General features: G+C 71.1%; 16 protein-coding genes. 7 read left to right on the top strand and 9 right to left on the bottom strand.

Going from position 1 to position 15,327, the window contains the following annotated elements; genetic code table 11:
• Position 1: 1 nt before the first annotated feature.
• The gene (locus tag NYF13_RS33090) at positions 2-1,018 is read right to left on the bottom strand and encodes an NAD(P)/FAD-dependent oxidoreductase (protein ID WP_315661859.1); all 1,017 of its coding nucleotides are present in this window, start codon (positions 1,016-1,018) and stop codon (positions 2-4) included.
• Positions 1,019-1,106: 88 nt separating this feature from the next.
• On the opposite strand from NYF13_RS33090, the gene NYF13_RS33085 reads away from it, so the two are divergent.
• Complete coding sequence (locus tag NYF13_RS33085) at positions 1,107-1,703, top strand: XRE family transcriptional regulator (RefSeq protein WP_315661858.1); 597 nt, start codon at positions 1,107-1,109, stop codon at positions 1,701-1,703.
• 67 nt (positions 1,704-1,770) lie between these two features.
• On the opposite strand, the gene NYF13_RS33080 is transcribed toward NYF13_RS33085, so the two are convergent.
• Together NYF13_RS33080 and NYF13_RS33075 are read right to left on the bottom strand one after the other, a co-directional pair.
• Entirely contained in the window at positions 1,771-1,926 is a 156-nt protein-coding gene (locus NYF13_RS33080; RefSeq protein WP_315661857.1) for a hypothetical protein, read from the bottom strand.
• Between the two features lie 509 nt (positions 1,927-2,435).
• Entirely contained in the window at positions 2,436-3,149 is a 714-nt protein-coding gene (locus NYF13_RS33075) for an MBL fold metallo-hydrolase (RefSeq protein ID WP_315661856.1), read from the bottom strand.
• A 102-nt stretch (positions 3,150-3,251) separates the two neighbouring features.
• Here NYF13_RS33075 and NYF13_RS33070 point away from each other — a divergent pair, with 102 nt between their 5' ends.
• Positions 3,252-3,797, top strand: coding sequence for a TetR-like C-terminal domain-containing protein (locus NYF13_RS33070; RefSeq protein WP_315661855.1), 546 nt, complete (start codon positions 3,252-3,254; stop codon positions 3,795-3,797).
• Positions 3,798-3,822: 25 nt separating this feature from the next.
• On the opposite strand, the gene NYF13_RS33065 is transcribed toward NYF13_RS33070, so the two are convergent.
• The gene (locus tag NYF13_RS33065) at positions 3,823-4,665 is read right to left on the bottom strand and encodes a helix-turn-helix transcriptional regulator (RefSeq protein ID WP_315661854.1); all 843 of its coding nucleotides are present in this window, start codon (positions 4,663-4,665) and stop codon (positions 3,823-3,825) included.
• Between the two features lie 162 nt (positions 4,666-4,827).
• Here NYF13_RS33065 and NYF13_RS33060 point away from each other — a divergent pair, with 162 nt between their 5' ends.
• Complete coding sequence (locus tag NYF13_RS33060; RefSeq protein WP_315661853.1) at positions 4,828-5,565, top strand: SDR family oxidoreductase; 738 nt, start codon at positions 4,828-4,830, stop codon at positions 5,563-5,565.
• Positions 5,566-5,608: 43 nt separating this feature from the next.
• Entirely contained in the window at positions 5,609-6,364 is a 756-nt protein-coding gene (locus NYF13_RS33055; protein WP_315661852.1) for a glucose 1-dehydrogenase, read from the top strand.
• A 143-nt stretch (positions 6,365-6,507) separates the two neighbouring features.
• Here the strand turns inward: NYF13_RS33055 and NYF13_RS33050 are convergent, their stop codons facing one another.
• Entirely contained in the window at positions 6,508-7,647 is a 1,140-nt protein-coding gene (locus NYF13_RS33050; protein ID WP_315661851.1) for a C40 family peptidase, read from the bottom strand.
• A 287-nt stretch (positions 7,648-7,934) separates the two neighbouring features.
• On the bottom strand, positions 7,935-8,888 hold the full coding sequence (locus NYF13_RS33045; RefSeq protein WP_315661850.1) for a nucleoside hydrolase: 954 nt from the start codon (positions 8,886-8,888) through the stop codon (positions 7,935-7,937).
• 53 nt (positions 8,889-8,941) lie between these two features.
• On the opposite strand from NYF13_RS33045, the gene NYF13_RS33040 reads away from it, so the two are divergent.
• Entirely contained in the window at positions 8,942-9,697 is a 756-nt protein-coding gene (locus tag NYF13_RS33040; protein ID WP_315661849.1) for an acyltransferase, read from the top strand.
• A gap of 231 nt (positions 9,698-9,928) precedes the next feature.
• Here the strand turns inward: NYF13_RS33040 and NYF13_RS33035 are convergent, their stop codons facing one another.
• Positions 9,929-11,263, bottom strand: coding sequence for an APC family permease (locus NYF13_RS33035; protein ID WP_315661848.1), 1,335 nt, complete (start codon positions 11,261-11,263; stop codon positions 9,929-9,931).
• Positions 11,260-12,141 carry a carbon-nitrogen hydrolase family protein gene (locus NYF13_RS33030; RefSeq protein WP_315661847.1) on the bottom strand — a complete coding sequence of 294 codons (882 nt, stop codon included), beginning with the start codon at positions 12,139-12,141 and terminating at the stop codon, positions 11,260-11,262. The genes NYF13_RS33035 and NYF13_RS33030 overlap by 4 nt, the downstream gene beginning before the upstream one ends.
• Positions 12,142-12,217: 76 nt before the next feature.
• On the opposite strand from NYF13_RS33030, the gene NYF13_RS33025 reads away from it, so the two are divergent.
• Positions 12,218-12,934, top strand: coding sequence for an FCD domain-containing protein (locus NYF13_RS33025; RefSeq protein WP_315661846.1), 717 nt, complete (start codon positions 12,218-12,220; stop codon positions 12,932-12,934).
• A 570-nt stretch (positions 12,935-13,504) separates the two neighbouring features.
• Complete coding sequence (locus tag NYF13_RS33020) at positions 13,505-13,849, top strand: nuclear transport factor 2 family protein (RefSeq protein ID WP_315661845.1); 345 nt, start codon at positions 13,505-13,507, stop codon at positions 13,847-13,849.
• Between the two features lie 164 nt (positions 13,850-14,013).
• On the opposite strand, the gene ilvA is transcribed toward NYF13_RS33020, so the two are convergent.
• Positions 14,014-15,270 carry a threonine ammonia-lyase IlvA gene (gene ilvA / locus NYF13_RS33015; RefSeq protein WP_315661844.1) on the bottom strand — a complete coding sequence of 419 codons (1,257 nt, stop codon included), beginning with the start codon at positions 15,268-15,270 and terminating at the stop codon, positions 14,014-14,016.
• Between the last annotated feature and the right edge of the window lie 57 nt (positions 15,271-15,327).

Raw genomic sequence — 15,327 nt, 5'->3', positions numbered from 1 at the left:
GTCAGACCCCGTGCCTTTCCGGACCGGCCACCAGCTCGCTGATCCGTCGTTCGTTTTCGGGGGTGAACGGGCCGATCGCGTCCACCGCCCGCCGCACGTCCTCGTCCACCAGGTCCAGGTTCAGCGCGGCGGCGGCGTTCAGCCCGGCACCCGCGGAGATGACCACCTGCGACCTCAGGTCCGTCACGTTCCCCGCCACCCACACCCCGGGGACGGTGGTGGCGCCGTTCGCGTCCGACGGTACGGCCGAGCCGATGACCTGCCCGCCCATCTCCTGCACCACCGTCGCGAGGCCGAGGGACTCGAGCACCCCCACCCGCGCGGTGAACCGCGGCGCGACCACCACCGCCTGCCGCGCGACGACCTGGCCCGAGCGCAGCCGGACGCCGGTGAGCGCGTCCCCGCTCACCTCCAGCGCGGCGACCTCGCCCCGCACGACGCGCACCCCGCGCGCGGACAGCCGCGTGAGCTGGTCTTCGTCGGGCTCCGGTGCGGTGTGGAGGAACAGCGTGACGTCCGCCGTCCACTGCCGCCACAGCGACGCCTGGTGCGCGGCCATCGGGCCGGTCGCGAGCACGCCGACGGCCTGGTCCCGCACCTCCCAGCCGTGGCAGTAGGGGCAGTGCAGCACGTCGCGGCCCCACCGCTCGGCCACACCGGGCAGGTCCGGCAGCTCGTCGACCAGGCCGGTCGCCACGAGGAGGCGACGCGCGCGCACCGACCGGCCGTCGGACAGGTCCAGGTCGAAGTCGCCGTCCTCGCGCCGCCGAGCGGTCGTGACGGTCCCGTTCACGACCTGGCCGCCGTATCCTGTGACCTCCGCGCGACCGTCCGCCAGCAGCTCGGCCGGCGTGCTGCCTTCGCGGGCCAGGTAGTTGTGCACGTGCCCGGCCGGGGCGTTCCGCGGCTCGCCGGCGTCGATGACCAGCACCGAACGGCGCGCCCGCGACAGCGCGACCGCGCCGCTCAGGCCGGCCGCGCCGCCGCCGACGACGACCACGTCGTATCTCTCGTCCACTGGGTTCCTCCCTTGTGCGTCTCCCTTCGGACTATCCGCACCGGCGCGGGACTTGACAAATATGTTTGCCGAACCAGCAAATAGAGGCATGACCGACGAACTGCCCGACTACGGCGAGGTACTCCAGACGATCGGCCCGCGCCTGCGCGGCCTGCGTCGGCAGCGCAACGCGACGCTGACCCAGCTCGCGGCGAGCACCGGGATCTCGGTCAGCACCCTGTCGCGGCTGGAGTCGGGGCAGCGGAAGCCGACCCTGGAGCTGCTGCTGCCGCTGGCCCGGGCCCACCAGGTGCCCTTGGACGAGCTCGTCGACGCGCCGCCGACCGGCGATCCGCGGCTGCACCCGCGACCGGTCGTGCGCAACGGCATCAAGATCCTGCCGCTCACCCGCCGTCCCGGCGGCCTGCGCGCATACAAGCAGATCTTCCCGCCGCACTGGCCGGACCAGGAGCCGGACCTGCGGGTGCACGACGGGTACGAATGGGCCTATGTCCTTTCCGGACAGTTACGCCTGATCCTCGGCGAACACGACTTCATCCTCCGTCCGGGGGAGGTGGTGGAGTTCGACACCCACGTTCCGCACTGGTTCGGCAATCCCGGCCCGGAGTCGTGCGAGGTGCTCGCCCTGTTCGGTCCGCAGGGCGAACGGTTCCACGTGCGCGCCCGCCCCGCGCCGGGCGCCTGACCGGTGCCACCCGGTTCAGCGAGGACACGCGCCCGCACGCATTCCGGCCCCCGCGAACTCGCCCAGGTCAGCGTTCCAGCCGAGCCACCAGGCCCACGGTCCGCTTCCGTTCCGCGCGGGACCCGATCGGTGCCACGGCGAGATCGGTCACCCCGGCCTGCCAGTACCGCCTCAGCTCACGCATCCCCGTTGCCTCGTCCCCGGTGACGACGGTGTCCGCCACGCCGGAAACCCATCGTGGCCAAGAATGGCGCAGTACGAGGGCAGCTCACTAGCGACGCAGAAAACGCGGGCCGCCACCTCGCGGACACCGTCCGGATCGTCGCTCACTGCCGTCATCACATGACCACGCGGTGATCAAGGAGGCGCGACTGGGCCCGATGCCGAGCATCAGCCGCTTGCCGGTGAGGGACTAAATGGTCAACGCCGAAATCGCCAGTACATTCGGGTGCTGGGAGTAGGTGGGCACGATTGCAGCGCCGAGTTCCGCCAGGCCATGGCAGTGGTGCTGGCCACTGTCGCCGTCGCTGTAGCCACTGCGATGGCAGCTGGTGCTGCACGAACCGCGTGCGCACCCTGCCGCTCGAACCGGAGTCGTCGATCACCGGCTACGTCTTCACCCCGGAGGACGACGCGTCGGAGCCCTGTGCGGACCTCGTCGTCTCAGTCTTCCGCGATCCGGTGCCGCGCGTGGGCCGACCGCCGATGGGCGACCCCAACCACCCGGCCGTCCTACGCGCCGGCCTGCCGGACCGCTTCCGCCACCTGCGCGGCGGAGGTGTGCGAGGGGGCACCGTGGCCGGGAAGGACCCACGACGCCGGCAGCTGGGCGAGCCGTTCGAGGGAGGCGCGTGACTCGTCCGGGTCGTCGGTGAACGGCGCGGGCTGCGGGCCGGTGCGCCCGGTCAACACGTGCCGGGTGGTCAGCGCGTCGCCGACGAAAACAGCGTCGGCGAGTGGCACGTGCACGGCGACGCTGCCCGGCGAATGGCCCGGCATCGACACGATCACCGGGTGGCCGGGAAGGTCCAGGACGTCGCCGTCGGCGACCTCGACCACCTCCTGCACGTGTGGCGTGCGCAGCGCGTTCTTGCGCAGGGAGTACCAGAAGAAGCCGAGTGCGGCGCCGATCTTCATCGGCCCGATCGCGGTCTTGGGCTTCTCGCCGGTCCGCGCGCGGACGGCGTCGGCGGCGTGGATGTAGACCGGCACCCCGTGCTCACGCCGCAGCCGTTCGGCGAAACCGAGGTGGTCGGCGTCCCCGTGGGTCAGCACCAGCCCTCGGATGTCATCGGCCGACTTGCCCAGCGAGCGCAGCTCCTCCTGCAGGTCGTGCCAGTGGCCGGGGAGGCCGGCGTCGATCAGCGTGATGCCTTCGTCGGTGTCGATCAAATAGCACGCCACCACGTCGTTGCCGAGGCGGTGCAGGTGCGGGGCGAGCTTCATGGCTTTCCTCCCGGGCTGGTCTTCGCTACGATAGCTACGGTACATAGCCATGATGGCTATGGTCAATAGCTTTAACCGGTTTCAGCGGAAGAAGGGCGAACGGTGCCAACTCCTGAGAAGACTTCACTGAGCGCGATCGTCGCGGCGGGCCGGGAAATCCTGGAGTCGGGCGGGCCGGACCGGCTGACCATGCAGAGCGTCGCCGGACGCGTCGGGGTTCGCGCCCCGTCGCTGTACAAGCACGTCCGCGACCGCGCGGCGCTGGTGGCCGCCGTGGCCGGGGCGGCCATCGACGAGCTGGTCGCCCGGCTCGAAGCGACCGACGGCTCGTTCGAGGGGCTGGCGCGCGAGTACCGCGGCTTCGCCCAGGACAACCCCGAAGGGTTCCGGCTGATGATGCTGTCCACGCTGGCGCCGCCGGAGGCCCTGGACCGCGCGGTCGCACCGATCCTGAAGGTGTCACGCGAACTCGCCGGGGAGGGGACCTCGCTCGAAGCCGCGCGCCTGCTGACCGCGTGGGCCACCGGTTTCATCCAGATGGAGCTGGCCGGCGCCTTCCGGCTCGGGGGAGACGTCGACCGCGCCTTCGAGTACGGCCTGGCCCGGCTGCGTCGCGCGCTCGCGGACGACGCGTTGCCTGAGGGCTGACCACGGCCGCTCGAAGCGTCGTGGCTCAGGCCTCCACGGTGCGGGACCGGCCCGGCGGCGCGTGCAGGCTGCCCAGCAGCGCGAGCGCGTCGGCGTGGGCCGTGCCGGGTTCGGCGTGGTAGATCACCAGCTGCTGGCCGGGGGCGCTGCGCACGTCGAACGCCTGGTAGGTGAGCGTGAGCGGACCGACGTCCGGGTGCACGAGCTGTTTGGGCTCCCGGCTCTTGCCGCGGACCTGGTGGCTCTCCCACAGCTTGCGGAACTGCTCGCTGCCCTCGCTGAGTTCCTCGACCAGCCGCCGCAGGGCCGGATCGTGGGGGTCGAAGCCCGCGGCCACCCGTAGATTCGCCACGGTGGCCTGCGCCGTGGCGTTCCAGCGGGCGTAGAAGTGCCGCCCGGCCGGGTCGAGGAAGGTCATGCGGGCCAGGTTGCCGGCCCGGCGGAACGGTGAGAACAACGCGTCGGCCAGCTTGTTCGTGGCCAGCACGTCCAGCGTGCGGTTGAGCACGAAGGCGGGGGTGTGCGGGTAGCCGTCCATGAGCTGCCGCAGCTCGGCGCTCACGGTCCCCGGCACCGGCGCGGGCGGGTGTTCCGGGGCGGCCCCGGCCAGCCGGTACAGGTGATCCAGGGCGTCCTGGTCGAGGTCCAGCGCCCGGCCCAGTGCCGCGATGACCTGCGGCGACGGGTGGTTCTCGCGGCCCTGCTCCAGACGGGTGTAGTAGTCGGCGTTCACCCCGGCCAGCACGGCGACCTCTTCACGGCGCAGACCGGCCACCTTGCGCCGACCGGAGGAGAGCAGCCCCGCGTTTTGCGGGGACCGTTGCGCGCGGCGCGCCCGCAGGAACTCGCCCAGCTCGTTACCGCCCATCGCCCCAGGCTAGTTCGCCTCCGGGCCGGTTGCCTGGGTGCGGCGCACCCGGTCACCTTGCGTCCTGCCGCGCTCCTCGCCGGTCGTCGACGGTGGGGTTCATGAGAGATCTTCGGAACCGGGACACCTTCACCGGAAGCATCGCAGCCGGACGGTGCGGTCATGAGTGAGCTGGACGGGAAGGTCGCGCTGGTCACCGGCGCCGCTCGCGGGGTCGGGGAGGCCACCGTCGCCTGGCTGCACGCCCGGGGTGCGCGCGTGCTGGCCACCGACGTCCGCCCCGGGGTGGCGGATCTGGCCACCCGCTTCGACGGGGTGTCGACCTTGATCGGCGACGTGTCGCAGGAGGAGACCGCGGTGCGGTCGGTGGCCGCGGCGCTCGACCGGTTCGGCGGACTGGACATCCTGGTCAGCAACGCCGGCCGCTCGGTGAACAAGCCGATCACCGAGACCACCGCGTCCGACTGGGACGAGCTGATGTCCATCAACGCCCGAGCGGCGTTCCTGCACTCCCGCGAGGCTTTCCGCGTCATGCGGGAACGCGGCGGCGCGATCGTCACGGTCGGCTCGTTCGCCTGCACGGTCGGGCTGCCGGAGGCCGCGGCCTACAGCGCGTCGAAGGGGGCGCTGGCGCAGCTGACCAAGGTGCTCGCGCTGGAGGGCGGTCCGCACGGGATCCGGGCCAATGTCGTCGCCCCCGGGGTGATCGAGACGGACATGCTCGACAACTTCCGCGACGACAGCCGCGCGTACCTGCGCTCCTTCGGCGGTGCCCACCCCCTGGGCCGCGTCGCGCAACCCGGGGAGATCGCCGAGGTGATCGGCTTCCTGGCCTCGCCCCGCGCGAGCTTCATCACCGGCGCGGTCGTCGCCGCCGACGGCGGTTACACCGCGGCTTGACCCCCACTACGCCATGACCCCGCTGAGCAACGAGGAGAACCCCATGACCGGACGGCTGACCGGCAAGATCGCGCTGATCACCGGCGCGACCGGCGGCATCGGATCGGCCACCGCGGAGCTGTTCGCCCGCGAAGGCGCCGACCTGATCGTCACCGACCTCGCCGAGGACGCGCTGCGCGAACTCGCCGCACGGCTGGCGGCCACCGGTGCCGAGGTGTTCACGGCCCGCCTGGACGTGTCGTCGGCCGAGAGCTGGCACGAGGTCATCGAGCGGACTCGACAGCGCTTCGGTCGCCTGGACGTGCTGGTCAACGTCGCCGGCATCGTGGACTGGCCGGGTGTCGAGGGCACCACGCAGGAGAGCTGGGACCGGGTGATCGCGGTGAACCAGACCGGCACCTGGCTCGGCATGAAGGCCGCCATGCCCCTGCTGCGCGCTTCGGGCCGCGCCTCGATCATCAACACGTCGTCGGTCCTCGGGCTGGTCGGCAGCGGGGCCGCCGCCGCGTACCAGGCGTCGAAGGGAGCGGTGCGGCTGCTGAGCAAGACTGCGGCCGTCGAATACGCGACGCAGGGCATCCGGGTCAACTCGGTGCATCCCGGCGTCATCGCCACCCCGATGATCCAGGACATCCTCGACGAGGAAGGCGACCAGCAGCCCGACATCGTGCGCACCCCGATGCGCCGGGCGGGCCACCCGGGCGAAATCGCCGCCGCGATGCTCTTCCTGGCCGGCGACGAATCCTCGTTCGTCACGGGCACGGAGCTCGTGGTCGACGGCGGCCTCACCGCCCACTGAGCGGCACGTCCCGCCGGAGTCGCCGGACGGACTGCTCACCCCGCGGCAAACCTCAGCGGGTCCACCCGGGCACCCCGTGTCCACCGGGCCGATCTCGCAGTGGAACCCGCCAGCGGGTGGGCCACGCGTTGGGTCCGCGAAGGTCAGGCGGTCGGCCGCCCCGCGCCCGCGTAGTCGTCGCCCGGTTTGCGGTACGGGTGGACCTGCACGGCCTGGCCCGTCTGCGGCGCGTCGATCATCTGCTGGTTGCCGATGTAGAGGCCGACGTGGTGGATCTTGGTGGCGGGCTCGCCGTAGAAGATCAGGTCGCCCAGCCGCGGTTCGTCCACGTGCGGGACGCTGCGGAACTGCGTGTCGGCCGTGCGCATGAGCTTGACGCCGGCGCTGCTGTAGGCGGCGGTGGTCAGCCCGGAGCAGTCGAAGCCCGGATCGGCGTCGCCGGTGCCGTTGCCGCCCCAGACGTAGGGCAGGCCGATCTGCTCGATGGCGAAGTCGACCGCGCTGAGCACCGCGGGGTTGGGCGCCTGGCTGCCCTGCCCGACGGTGCCGTAGACGTTGGTCGTCGCCAGCGTGCGGTGCAGGAAGAGCGGCGCGGTCTGCAGGGAGCTGACGGCGTTCCACCAGTCCTTCGACAGGTCCCGTCCGTCGGCGCAGAGGGCCCGCCCGGTGGTGAGGGCGGCGTCGTCGACGTTCTGCGGGTCGGGCTTGCCGCCGGACGCGCTGCGCTGCCACTTCGCCCAGATCGCCGGTGAAAGCTGCATCGGCCCGGACGCGTTCGCCGTCGAGACGACGCGGCTGTAGAAGTCCCGCACCTCGACGGTGCCCAGGGGTTTCGCGAGAGTGCCGTTGGCTTCGAGATGGTCACCCTGGGCGCGGCCGTGGTCGCTGGTCACCTTGCCGACGGCGGCGAGCGTCACCCACGAAAGGTGGCAACCGGGCTGTTCCTGGCCGAGCGTGACGGTCGCCTGCGCGTAACCGGTCATCGCCCGCAAGGGAATGTCGAGCCACTGGCTGGTCCGCGAAGCCCAAGCGCCGAACTCGCTCGCTTTCGGCACGCTCGGCTGCTTCGGCACAGCGCTGCTCGGCGGTGCCGAGGGCGATGCCGACGCCGTTGTGGGCGCATGAGAGGCAACGGCCGCGGTGTTGGCCGCCGGCCGACTGTCCGGCGCGAACTGCACCGCGACGACCAATGCCGCAACAGCCACGACAACCGCGGCCAGAACGACCACGGCCCGCCCCCGCTTCGACCGCGCGACTGCGGTGGCCCCGCCGTCGCCACCCATCGGCGACGATGCCCCGTCCTCAGTTCGACCAGCGGAAATCCCACTCCACTGCGGCTCGGACGCCGCTGCGTCCACGGCCGGCTCCGGCGGCTCCGAAGCGAAGAGGGGCTCCGTGGCGAACCGCTTTTCAGGCTCCAGCCCCGGCCGCGCGGTCTCGGCACCCGGCGTGCCGGACCCAGCCTCAGCCGATCCGCCCGCCGCGCTGGCCTCCGGCGACTCGAAACGGGTCTCGTCGGCCCCCGTCGAACCGGTTTCGCCGTCCGGCGGCGAGCCCTCGCCTGTCGCCATCAGCGGGCCTCGATCAGTCTCGTCAGGACGAACTCGCGCAGGCCGTCCAGGTCGGTGTCGGTGGCCACCTCGATCAGGCGTCCCGGTTGCGCTCCGGGGTCTTGGAGGGCGGGCCGGCGGTCGACCAGGGTCTGGCCGCGGGACGGGCCCGCGCTGGTGTCGACGTTCACCGGGTAGGTCTCCGTGCGGAGCAAGCCCGGGTTGATGGCCTCCGCGACAGCGACGGCGTCGTGCATCACGATCCCGTCGTAGCCCAGGACACGGCGGTAGTGCGCGAGGTAGTCGGGCGTGAGAGCATCCAGCGCCTTTCCGATTGGCCCGGACGACGCCAGCTTCGCCAGCCACGCACTGTCGACGGCGCACCGGTGGGTGAGATCGAGCGGGACCATCACGCACGGCACGTCATCTTCGGAGAGCACGCGCCGGGCCGCCTCCGGATCGGCCCAGATGTTGAACTCGGCCGCGGCCGTGATGTTGCCGTGGGCCATCCCGCCGCCCATCAGCACGATGCGCGCGATCTTGTCGCGGACGCCCGGGTGCGCGGCCAGCAGCGCGGCCACGTTCGTGAGCGGCCCGATCGGCGCGATCGTCACCGGCTCGTCCGAAGCCTCCAGCAGCGAGACCATCAGGCCGACGGCGTCCTGCGGTTCCAGCGGCCGGGTCGCCTCGGGCAGCGAACCGGCGCGCCCGGACAGCCCGTCGACACCGTGCACGGTGCTGTTGCGCTCGTTGCGGTGGACCAGCGGCCGCGCCGCGCCGGCCGCGACCGGCACGTCCGGGCGGTCGCACAGCTGCAGGAGCCGGCGGGCGTTGGCGGTGGTCATGGCCAGCGGGACGTTGCCGAAGACGGTCGTCACCCCCAGCAGGTCGACGTCGGCGGAGACCGCCGCCAGCGCGATCGCGAAGGCGTCGTCGACACCCGGATCGGTGTCGATGATCAGCTTGGTCCCCATCCCTGCTCCCCTTGCCTGTGGCGGGCGTCCACGCACAGGTTACGGTCAACGGCATGACGTCGATGTGGGGTGCGCCCGCGTTGTCCCGCGTGCGCGCCTGGCGGCGGGCCCGGCGCGACCCGCACCAGGCCCGGTTCGTCACGGCCGACTCGCTGCGCTGGATCGTGCGCAACCGGGCGTACACGCCGTGGTACCTGGTCCGCTACTACCGGCTGCTGAAGTTCCGCCTGGCCCACCCGCACATCATCCTGCGCGGCATGCTGTTCCTGGGCAAGGACGTCGAAATCCACTGCCGCCCCGGCTACGGGCGGCTGGAGATCGGCCGCTGGGTGCACATCGGCGACGGGAACGCGATCCGCTGCCACGAGGGGTCCCTGCGCATCGGCGACAAGTCGGTGTTCGGCCGGCAGAACGTGATCAACTGCTACCTCGACATCGAACTCGGCGCGGCCACCCTCGTCGCCGACTGGGTCTACATCTGCGACTTCGACCACGTCACCGCCGACATCCACGTGCCGATCAAGGACCAGGGCATCGTGAAGTCGCCGGTGCGCATCGGTCCGGACACCTGGCTCGGCACGAAGGTGAGCGTGCTCAAGGGCACCCGCATCGGACGGGGCTGCGTGCTGGGCGCGCACGCCGTGGTCCGCGGCGAGATCCCGGAGTACTCGATCGCGGTCGGCTCGCCCGCCCGAGTGGTCCGCAACCGCAAGGACGACTACGCCGCCGACGCCGCCCGCCGCGAAGCCGTCGCCGACATGGCCCGCAAGGCGAACAAGGCCCTGCAGAAGACTCTCGGCGAGAGCTGACGGACGCTGTCGCCGTCCAGCGGCGACAGGCCGGTGGGACGCTTCTCGCCGCCGAGCGACGAGGCTTGACCAGCGTTGTCGCCGTCGCCCGGCAAGCCCGCGGAAGCGCCGTCGCCGCCCAGCGGCGAGACCTTGGCGAACCCGGTTGCCACGCAGCGGCGAATCATCGTTCGCGCAGCTCGAAGCGCCTGTGCCGCCGGCGGGGGATGGTCACCGGCGGCCCGGGGCCGGTCACTCCTCGAAGGTGATCTCCGGGGGCGGCCGGCGGAACCCGCGGGTCAGGACGGTCAGGTAGACGATTCCGATCCCCAGCCAGACCAGCCCGAACACCAGCGCGATCCCGTCGAGGTTGACCAGCAGCCACAGGTCGATCACGGCGCCGATCGCGGGGACGACCAGCCACGTCAGCACGTTGCGCCGGTGCGTGGCGCGGTCGCGGATCCAGGTGGCGATCACGCTGACGTTGACCATGGTGAAGGCCGTGAACGCGCCGAAGTTGATGAACGACGTCGACGTGGTCACGTCCAGCGCCAGGGCGATCAACCCCACCAGCCCGGTCAGCCCGATCGCGAACGCGGGCGTGTGCAGCTTCGGCTGGAGCCGGCCGAAGACCCGCGGCAGCACCCCGTCCCGGCCCATCGCGTACATCAGCCGCGACGCGCTGGCCTGCGCGGCGATGCCCGACGCGAACTGCGCGACGACCAGACCGGCCAGGAAGAAGCTGGCGAACAGATTGCCGCCGATGTGCGTCGCGATCTCGAACGCGGCGGACGATTCGTCGGTGAACACGCTGCCCGGGTGCACGAGCTGGGTGAAGTAGGCGAGGACGATGAAGATGCCTCCGCCGATCAACGCGGTCAGCAGGATCGCCCGCGGGATGGTGCGCCGCGGTTCCACGGTCTCCTCGGTCAGCGTCGTGACCGCGTCGAAGCCGAGGAACGAGTAGGTCGCCAGCGCGGCCCCGCCCGAGATCGTCGCGAACGTGCTGCCCGGGTGGAAGAACGGGTCGCCGCTGGCGAGCGAATGCCCGTCGGAGACCACCTGCGAGATCGAGAGCACCACGAAGAACGCGATCACCAGGATCTGGAACGCCATCAGGACGAAGTTGGCCTTCTCGGCGATCTTGATGCCGAGCACGTTCAGCCCGGTGGTGAGCACGATGAACGAGATCAGCCACAGCCAGCCGGGCACGGACGGGAACTGCGCGGACAGGTAGGCGCCGCCGATCAGCCAGATCACCATCGGCAGGAAGAAGTAGTCGAGCAGCACGGCCCAGCCCACGAGGAAGCCGATCCGGGAGTCGATGGCCTTGCGCACGTAGGTGTAAGCGGACCCGGCGACCGGGTGGGTGGCCGCCATCTTGCCGTAGCTCGCGGCGGTGAACAGCATCGCGACCAGCGCCAGCACGTACGCCGAGGGGACGGAGCCCCCGGTTGTGGTCGCGACGACGCCGAAGGTGCCGAGCACGATCAGCGGCGCCATGTACGCGAGTCCGAAGAGGACGACGCCGGGCAGGCCCAGCCGTCGTTCCAAAGCGGCCCCGGGGGCCGTGCTCGACGTGCTCATCGGGCTCCTCCTTGTCGCGGACGCCACCGGTCCGGCTCGATCCGGCCTTGGTAGAGCGGCAGTTCCAGCGGCGCGTCGGCCGCCGTGAACTGGTCCCACATCCGGTTGACGCCCGCCGTGCCCTCTCGCCGCACGCGGGCGACGTCGTCCAGGTCGATCGCGTGCGCGAGCACGCCGGACGCCTCACCCGGCAGCTCGTCGAGCACGGTGCCCTCGGGGCCGACCAGGATGCTGTCTCCCACCCCGACCGGGGCGGCGGCATTCACACTGGCCACGAAGACCTGGTTGGTGATCGCGTTCGCGCGGGCGAGCACCAGTTCCTGCGGGCGGTCGCGCGTCGTGGTCTGCACGGGGTTGAGCACGAGCTCCGCGCCGAGCCAAGCGAGGTGGCGGGCGACCTCGGGAAACCAGGCGTCGTAACAGATGGAGAAGCCCAGACGGCCGACACCGGCCAGGTCGGCGACCACGAAGCGATCGCCGGGTACGTACGGCTCGTAAGGCCGCCACGGGAAGACCTTGCGATAGCTACCGGCCAGCTCGCCTTCGGGAGAGAAGACGAGGGCGGTGTTGAAGAGCTCCCCGTTTTCGCCGCGTTCGCAGACACTGCCGGGGGCGAGCCAGACGCCGAGGTCGCCGGCCAATTGCGCCAGCTCGCGGGTGCGCGGTCCGTCCAGCGGTTGCGCGGTGGCGTTCAGCTGCTCCGTGCGTTCTTCGACCGTGCCTTCGACGCCGCAGAGGTGTAGCTCAGGAAAGGCGATCAGGCGGGTCTCGGGGTGTTCGGCCAGCAAGGCGCGGACTTCGCCCGCGTACGCCTGCACGGTGTCGGTGTACGGACGTGGTGGCAATTGGGCGAGCGCTATCGACAGCGGGCGGGACATGGGCGAAAAGTAGTCCATCCCGAACACGCAAACAAGAGTGTTCACTTTGAGCATTTTTGTGCGCTATCGTCGGGTCATGGCTGCCGATCTGCGCGCGCCCGCGCTGACGGGCATCCGGCGCCTGTCCGCGCTCGACACGGTGCGGGCCCGCATCGCGCTGGCGATCGAGCTCGGCCTGCTCGGCCCGGGGGAGCGGTTGCCGCCCAACGACGAAATCGCCCGGGCGCTGGGCGTCGGCGCCATCACGGTGCGGCGAGCGCTGGTTTCGCTGTGCGAAGCCGGAGTGCTCGAACGCCGCCGCGGCCGCAACGGTGGCACCCTCGTCGCCGCGGACGCGCCCACGGGCCGGGTCGGCGAAGTCAAAGTCTACGAGGAGTCGACGGCCGAGGTGCGCGAGCTGATCGACCACCGCCTGGTGCTGGAGTCGGGGCTGGCCCAGTTGGTGGCCGTGCGCCGCCCGGACGAGTCGATCGGCCGGCTCGGAGACCTCGTCCACCGCATGGACGCCGCGACCGACTGGGCCGGGTTCCACGACCTCGACGCCGAATTCCACCTGGCCGTGGCCGCCGCCGCGGGCGGACCGGCGCCGGCGGTGCGCCAGTACGGACAGGTGCTGCGCGATCTGCACCGCTTCTACCTGCCCTATCCGCTGCCCGCGCTGCGGGCGTCCAACCGCGAGCACGAACTGCTCGTCCAGGCCCTCGCCGATCAAGAGCCGGAGACCGCGGCGCTGGTGACGCGCGCCCATGTGGATGAGCTCCACCGGACGATGTTCGTCGGCCTGGAGCGGTGAAACGTCGGCGTTTCAATTTTGCCGCGGAGTCGCCGATTCTGAACCAGGCGCAGGTCGGAGCCATTCCGGGGACCGAATCGAGGGTCGGGCTGACCTCCAACGGCTAGCTTCGAGGCAATCGGCCGCGGTGCCGGGTTTGGACTCACAGAGGCGAGACCACCGTCGTCGCCAGTTCTTGAATTCCGGGCTGCTGACTCTCAACCGGCTCTGGTCCAGATGCGGTCAGCCCGAGACGGGCACCAATCCGGCCAGCCCTGACGCCTTGCTTCGGCGGGCTCCTGCCGTTCGGCCACTGGCCTCTGCCGATCGGGCGATCCCCCGGCTGCCTGTGGTCGCGAAGCCGGGCCGCACGCCGAAGTTCCGGTATCTCGCGGCTGCGCCGTCGCCAAGCGGTGGCGAATCGGCGGTGCGTTGATGCCGATCGACGACGACGTGCACGGTTCGCTCTCGTCGCTGCCCAGCACCGAGGCCGCCGCGACCTTCTTCGACACCGGACGCACGACCCCGTTGTCGTGCCCCGGCCCACGGACGTGACGGAAATCGGCTCGACGTCGCCGCTACGTTCGCGACATGAGCGAAGCCCTGCGAAGGCACGTTGCTGCTTTCAACGACCGTGACCTCGACGCGCTGCTCGCCGGCTTCACCGAGGACGCCGCCTGGGTCACGGGCACCACGGTCGTCCGCGGGATCGTCGAGCTGACCACCCTCTTCGCCGACGCCATGACCCAGCTCCTCCCGACCCTGACCATCCAGCACGTCCTGACCGACGGCGACCGCGTAGCCGCCCAGCTGACCGAAACGCTCACCCATGACGGCGAGGAGCACACCTTCGCCATTGCGGGCTTCTACCGATTCCGCGACGGCCACATCGCCTCGGCGAAGATCTACCGTGAGGGCAGCGCGGAACTCGGCTGATCACCGCCGCGGAGGCCGACCCCAGGTGCGTCGGCCCCAGACCCGAGCAAGCACGCGGGGCACGCGGTCCCCTTCAGGCTGCCCAGCCTGAAGGGGACCAGCACGGTCAGGACAGGCCGGATCGGACCGGGACAGATCACCACGAGGAGCCAGGTCAGGCTGGTTCACAACAGGTAGTGGAACAACGGGCTCCCCGACTCGACTCGCTCCACCTGCAGCGGGCTGGCGGCCAGGCGCGCCAGCAGACCGGGCAGGTCCGCCGGCCGGGCGATCTCGATGCCGATCAGGGCCGGTCCGGTTTCACGGCTGTTTCGCTTGACGTATTCGAAGCGGGTGATGTCGTCTTCCGGGCCGAGGATTTCGTCCAGGAAACGGCGAAGCGCGCCCGGCTCCTGGGGGAAGCCGACGAGGAAGTAGTGCTTCAGACCCTCGTGCACCAGGGACCGTTCGAGGATCTCGCTGTAGCGACTGACGTCGTTGTTGCCGCCGGAGACGATGCAGACCACCGTCTGGCCGGGTTCGACCTGGACGGCGGTGCCCAGGGCGGCCGTCGCGAGCGCGCCCGCGGGCTCCGCGATCACGCCGTCCGACTGGTACATCGCGAGCATCTCCGTGCAGACCGCGCCCTCGGGCACCGAGGTCAGCTCGACGCCGCTGTCGCGCACCAGCGGGTACGTCACGGAGCCTGCGAGGCGGACCGCCGCGCCGTCGACGAACGAGTCCACCGCAGGGATCCGCACGGGCTCGCCCGCCTCGATCGCCGCCGCCATGCACTTCGCCCCCGCCGGCTCGACGCCGACGACCCGGATCTCCGGATGCCGTTCGCGTACCCAGGTCGAGACGCCGGCGAGCAGCCCGCCGCCGCCGACCGGCACCACCAGGACGTCCGGCACGAACCCGAGTTGCTCGACCACCTCCAGCGCCACCGTGCCCTGGCCGGCGACAGTGCGTACATCGTCGAACGCCGGTACCAGCGTGGCGCCCGTGCGTTGCGCGTCTTCGTTCGCGGCGGCGAAGGCGTCTTCGTACGTTTCGCCGACGACGATCACCTCGATGTGCGCGCCGCCGAGCGTCGCGATGCGCTCGCGCTTCTGCCGCGGGGTGGTGCCCGGCACGTACACGCGGCCGTTCGCCCCTAGACGGCGACACGCGTACGCGAGGCCCTGCGCGTGGTTGCCGGCGCTCGCGCAGACGACGCCGAGGGCGCGCGTGGCCTCGGCGAGCTGGACGATGAAGTTGTAAGCGCCGCGGATCTTGTACGAGCGGACGGTCTGCTGGTCCTCGCGCTTGAGCCAGACCCGGGCGTCCACCCGCGACGACAGCCGGGCGTTGGGTTCCAGCGGCGTCCGGGTGATCACGCCGGCCAGCCGGCCGGCGGCCTGCTCGACCAGTTCCGCGTTCACCGTGTCGATGTCATGCACCCGGCTGAATGTACTTCGCACCCCGCGGCCACGTCCGGGGCACCGCTGCTTTTGAGA

The sequence above is a fragment of the Amycolatopsis sp. PS_44_ISF1 genome (assembly GCF_032335455.1).
In the GTDB taxonomy this organism is placed as follows: domain Bacteria; phylum Actinomycetota; class Actinomycetes; order Mycobacteriales; family Pseudonocardiaceae; genus Amycolatopsis.
Note: the sequence above shows the minus strand (reverse complement) of the source record. Positions and strands in the feature narration are given on the sequence as shown.

Bases quoted from the DNA above. Each gene is read 5' to 3' on its own strand.
- NYF13_RS33085 (WP_315661858.1), top strand. From the start codon at position 1,107: ATGACCGACGAACTGCCCGACTACGGCGAGGTACTCCAGACGATCGGC.
- NYF13_RS33075 (WP_315661856.1), bottom strand. From the start codon at position 3,149: ATGAAGCTCGCCCCGCACCTGCACCGCCTCGGCAACGACGTGGTGGCG.
- NYF13_RS33065 (WP_315661854.1), bottom strand. From the start codon at position 4,665: ATGGGCGGTAACGAGCTGGGCGAGTTCCTGCGGGCGCGCCGCGCGCAA.
- NYF13_RS33060 (WP_315661853.1), top strand. From the start codon at position 4,828: ATGAGTGAGCTGGACGGGAAGGTCGCGCTGGTCACCGGCGCCGCTCGC.
- NYF13_RS33055 (WP_315661852.1), top strand. From the start codon at position 5,609: ATGACCGGACGGCTGACCGGCAAGATCGCGCTGATCACCGGCGCGACC.
- NYF13_RS33050 (WP_315661851.1), bottom strand. From the start codon at position 7,647: ATGGGTGGCGACGGCGGGGCCACCGCAGTCGCGCGGTCGAAGCGGGGG.
- NYF13_RS33045 (WP_315661850.1), bottom strand. From the start codon at position 8,888: ATGGGGACCAAGCTGATCATCGACACCGATCCGGGTGTCGACGACGCC.
- NYF13_RS33040 (WP_315661849.1), top strand. From the start codon at position 8,942: ATGACGTCGATGTGGGGTGCGCCCGCGTTGTCCCGCGTGCGCGCCTGG.
- NYF13_RS33035 (WP_315661848.1), bottom strand. From the start codon at position 11,263: ATGAGCACGTCGAGCACGGCCCCCGGGGCCGCTTTGGAACGACGGCTG.
- NYF13_RS33030 (WP_315661847.1), bottom strand. From the start codon at position 12,141: ATGTCCCGCCCGCTGTCGATAGCGCTCGCCCAATTGCCACCACGTCCG.
- NYF13_RS33025 (WP_315661846.1), top strand. From the start codon at position 12,218: ATGGCTGCCGATCTGCGCGCGCCCGCGCTGACGGGCATCCGGCGCCTG.
- NYF13_RS33020 (WP_315661845.1), top strand. From the start codon at position 13,505: ATGAGCGAAGCCCTGCGAAGGCACGTTGCTGCTTTCAACGACCGTGAC.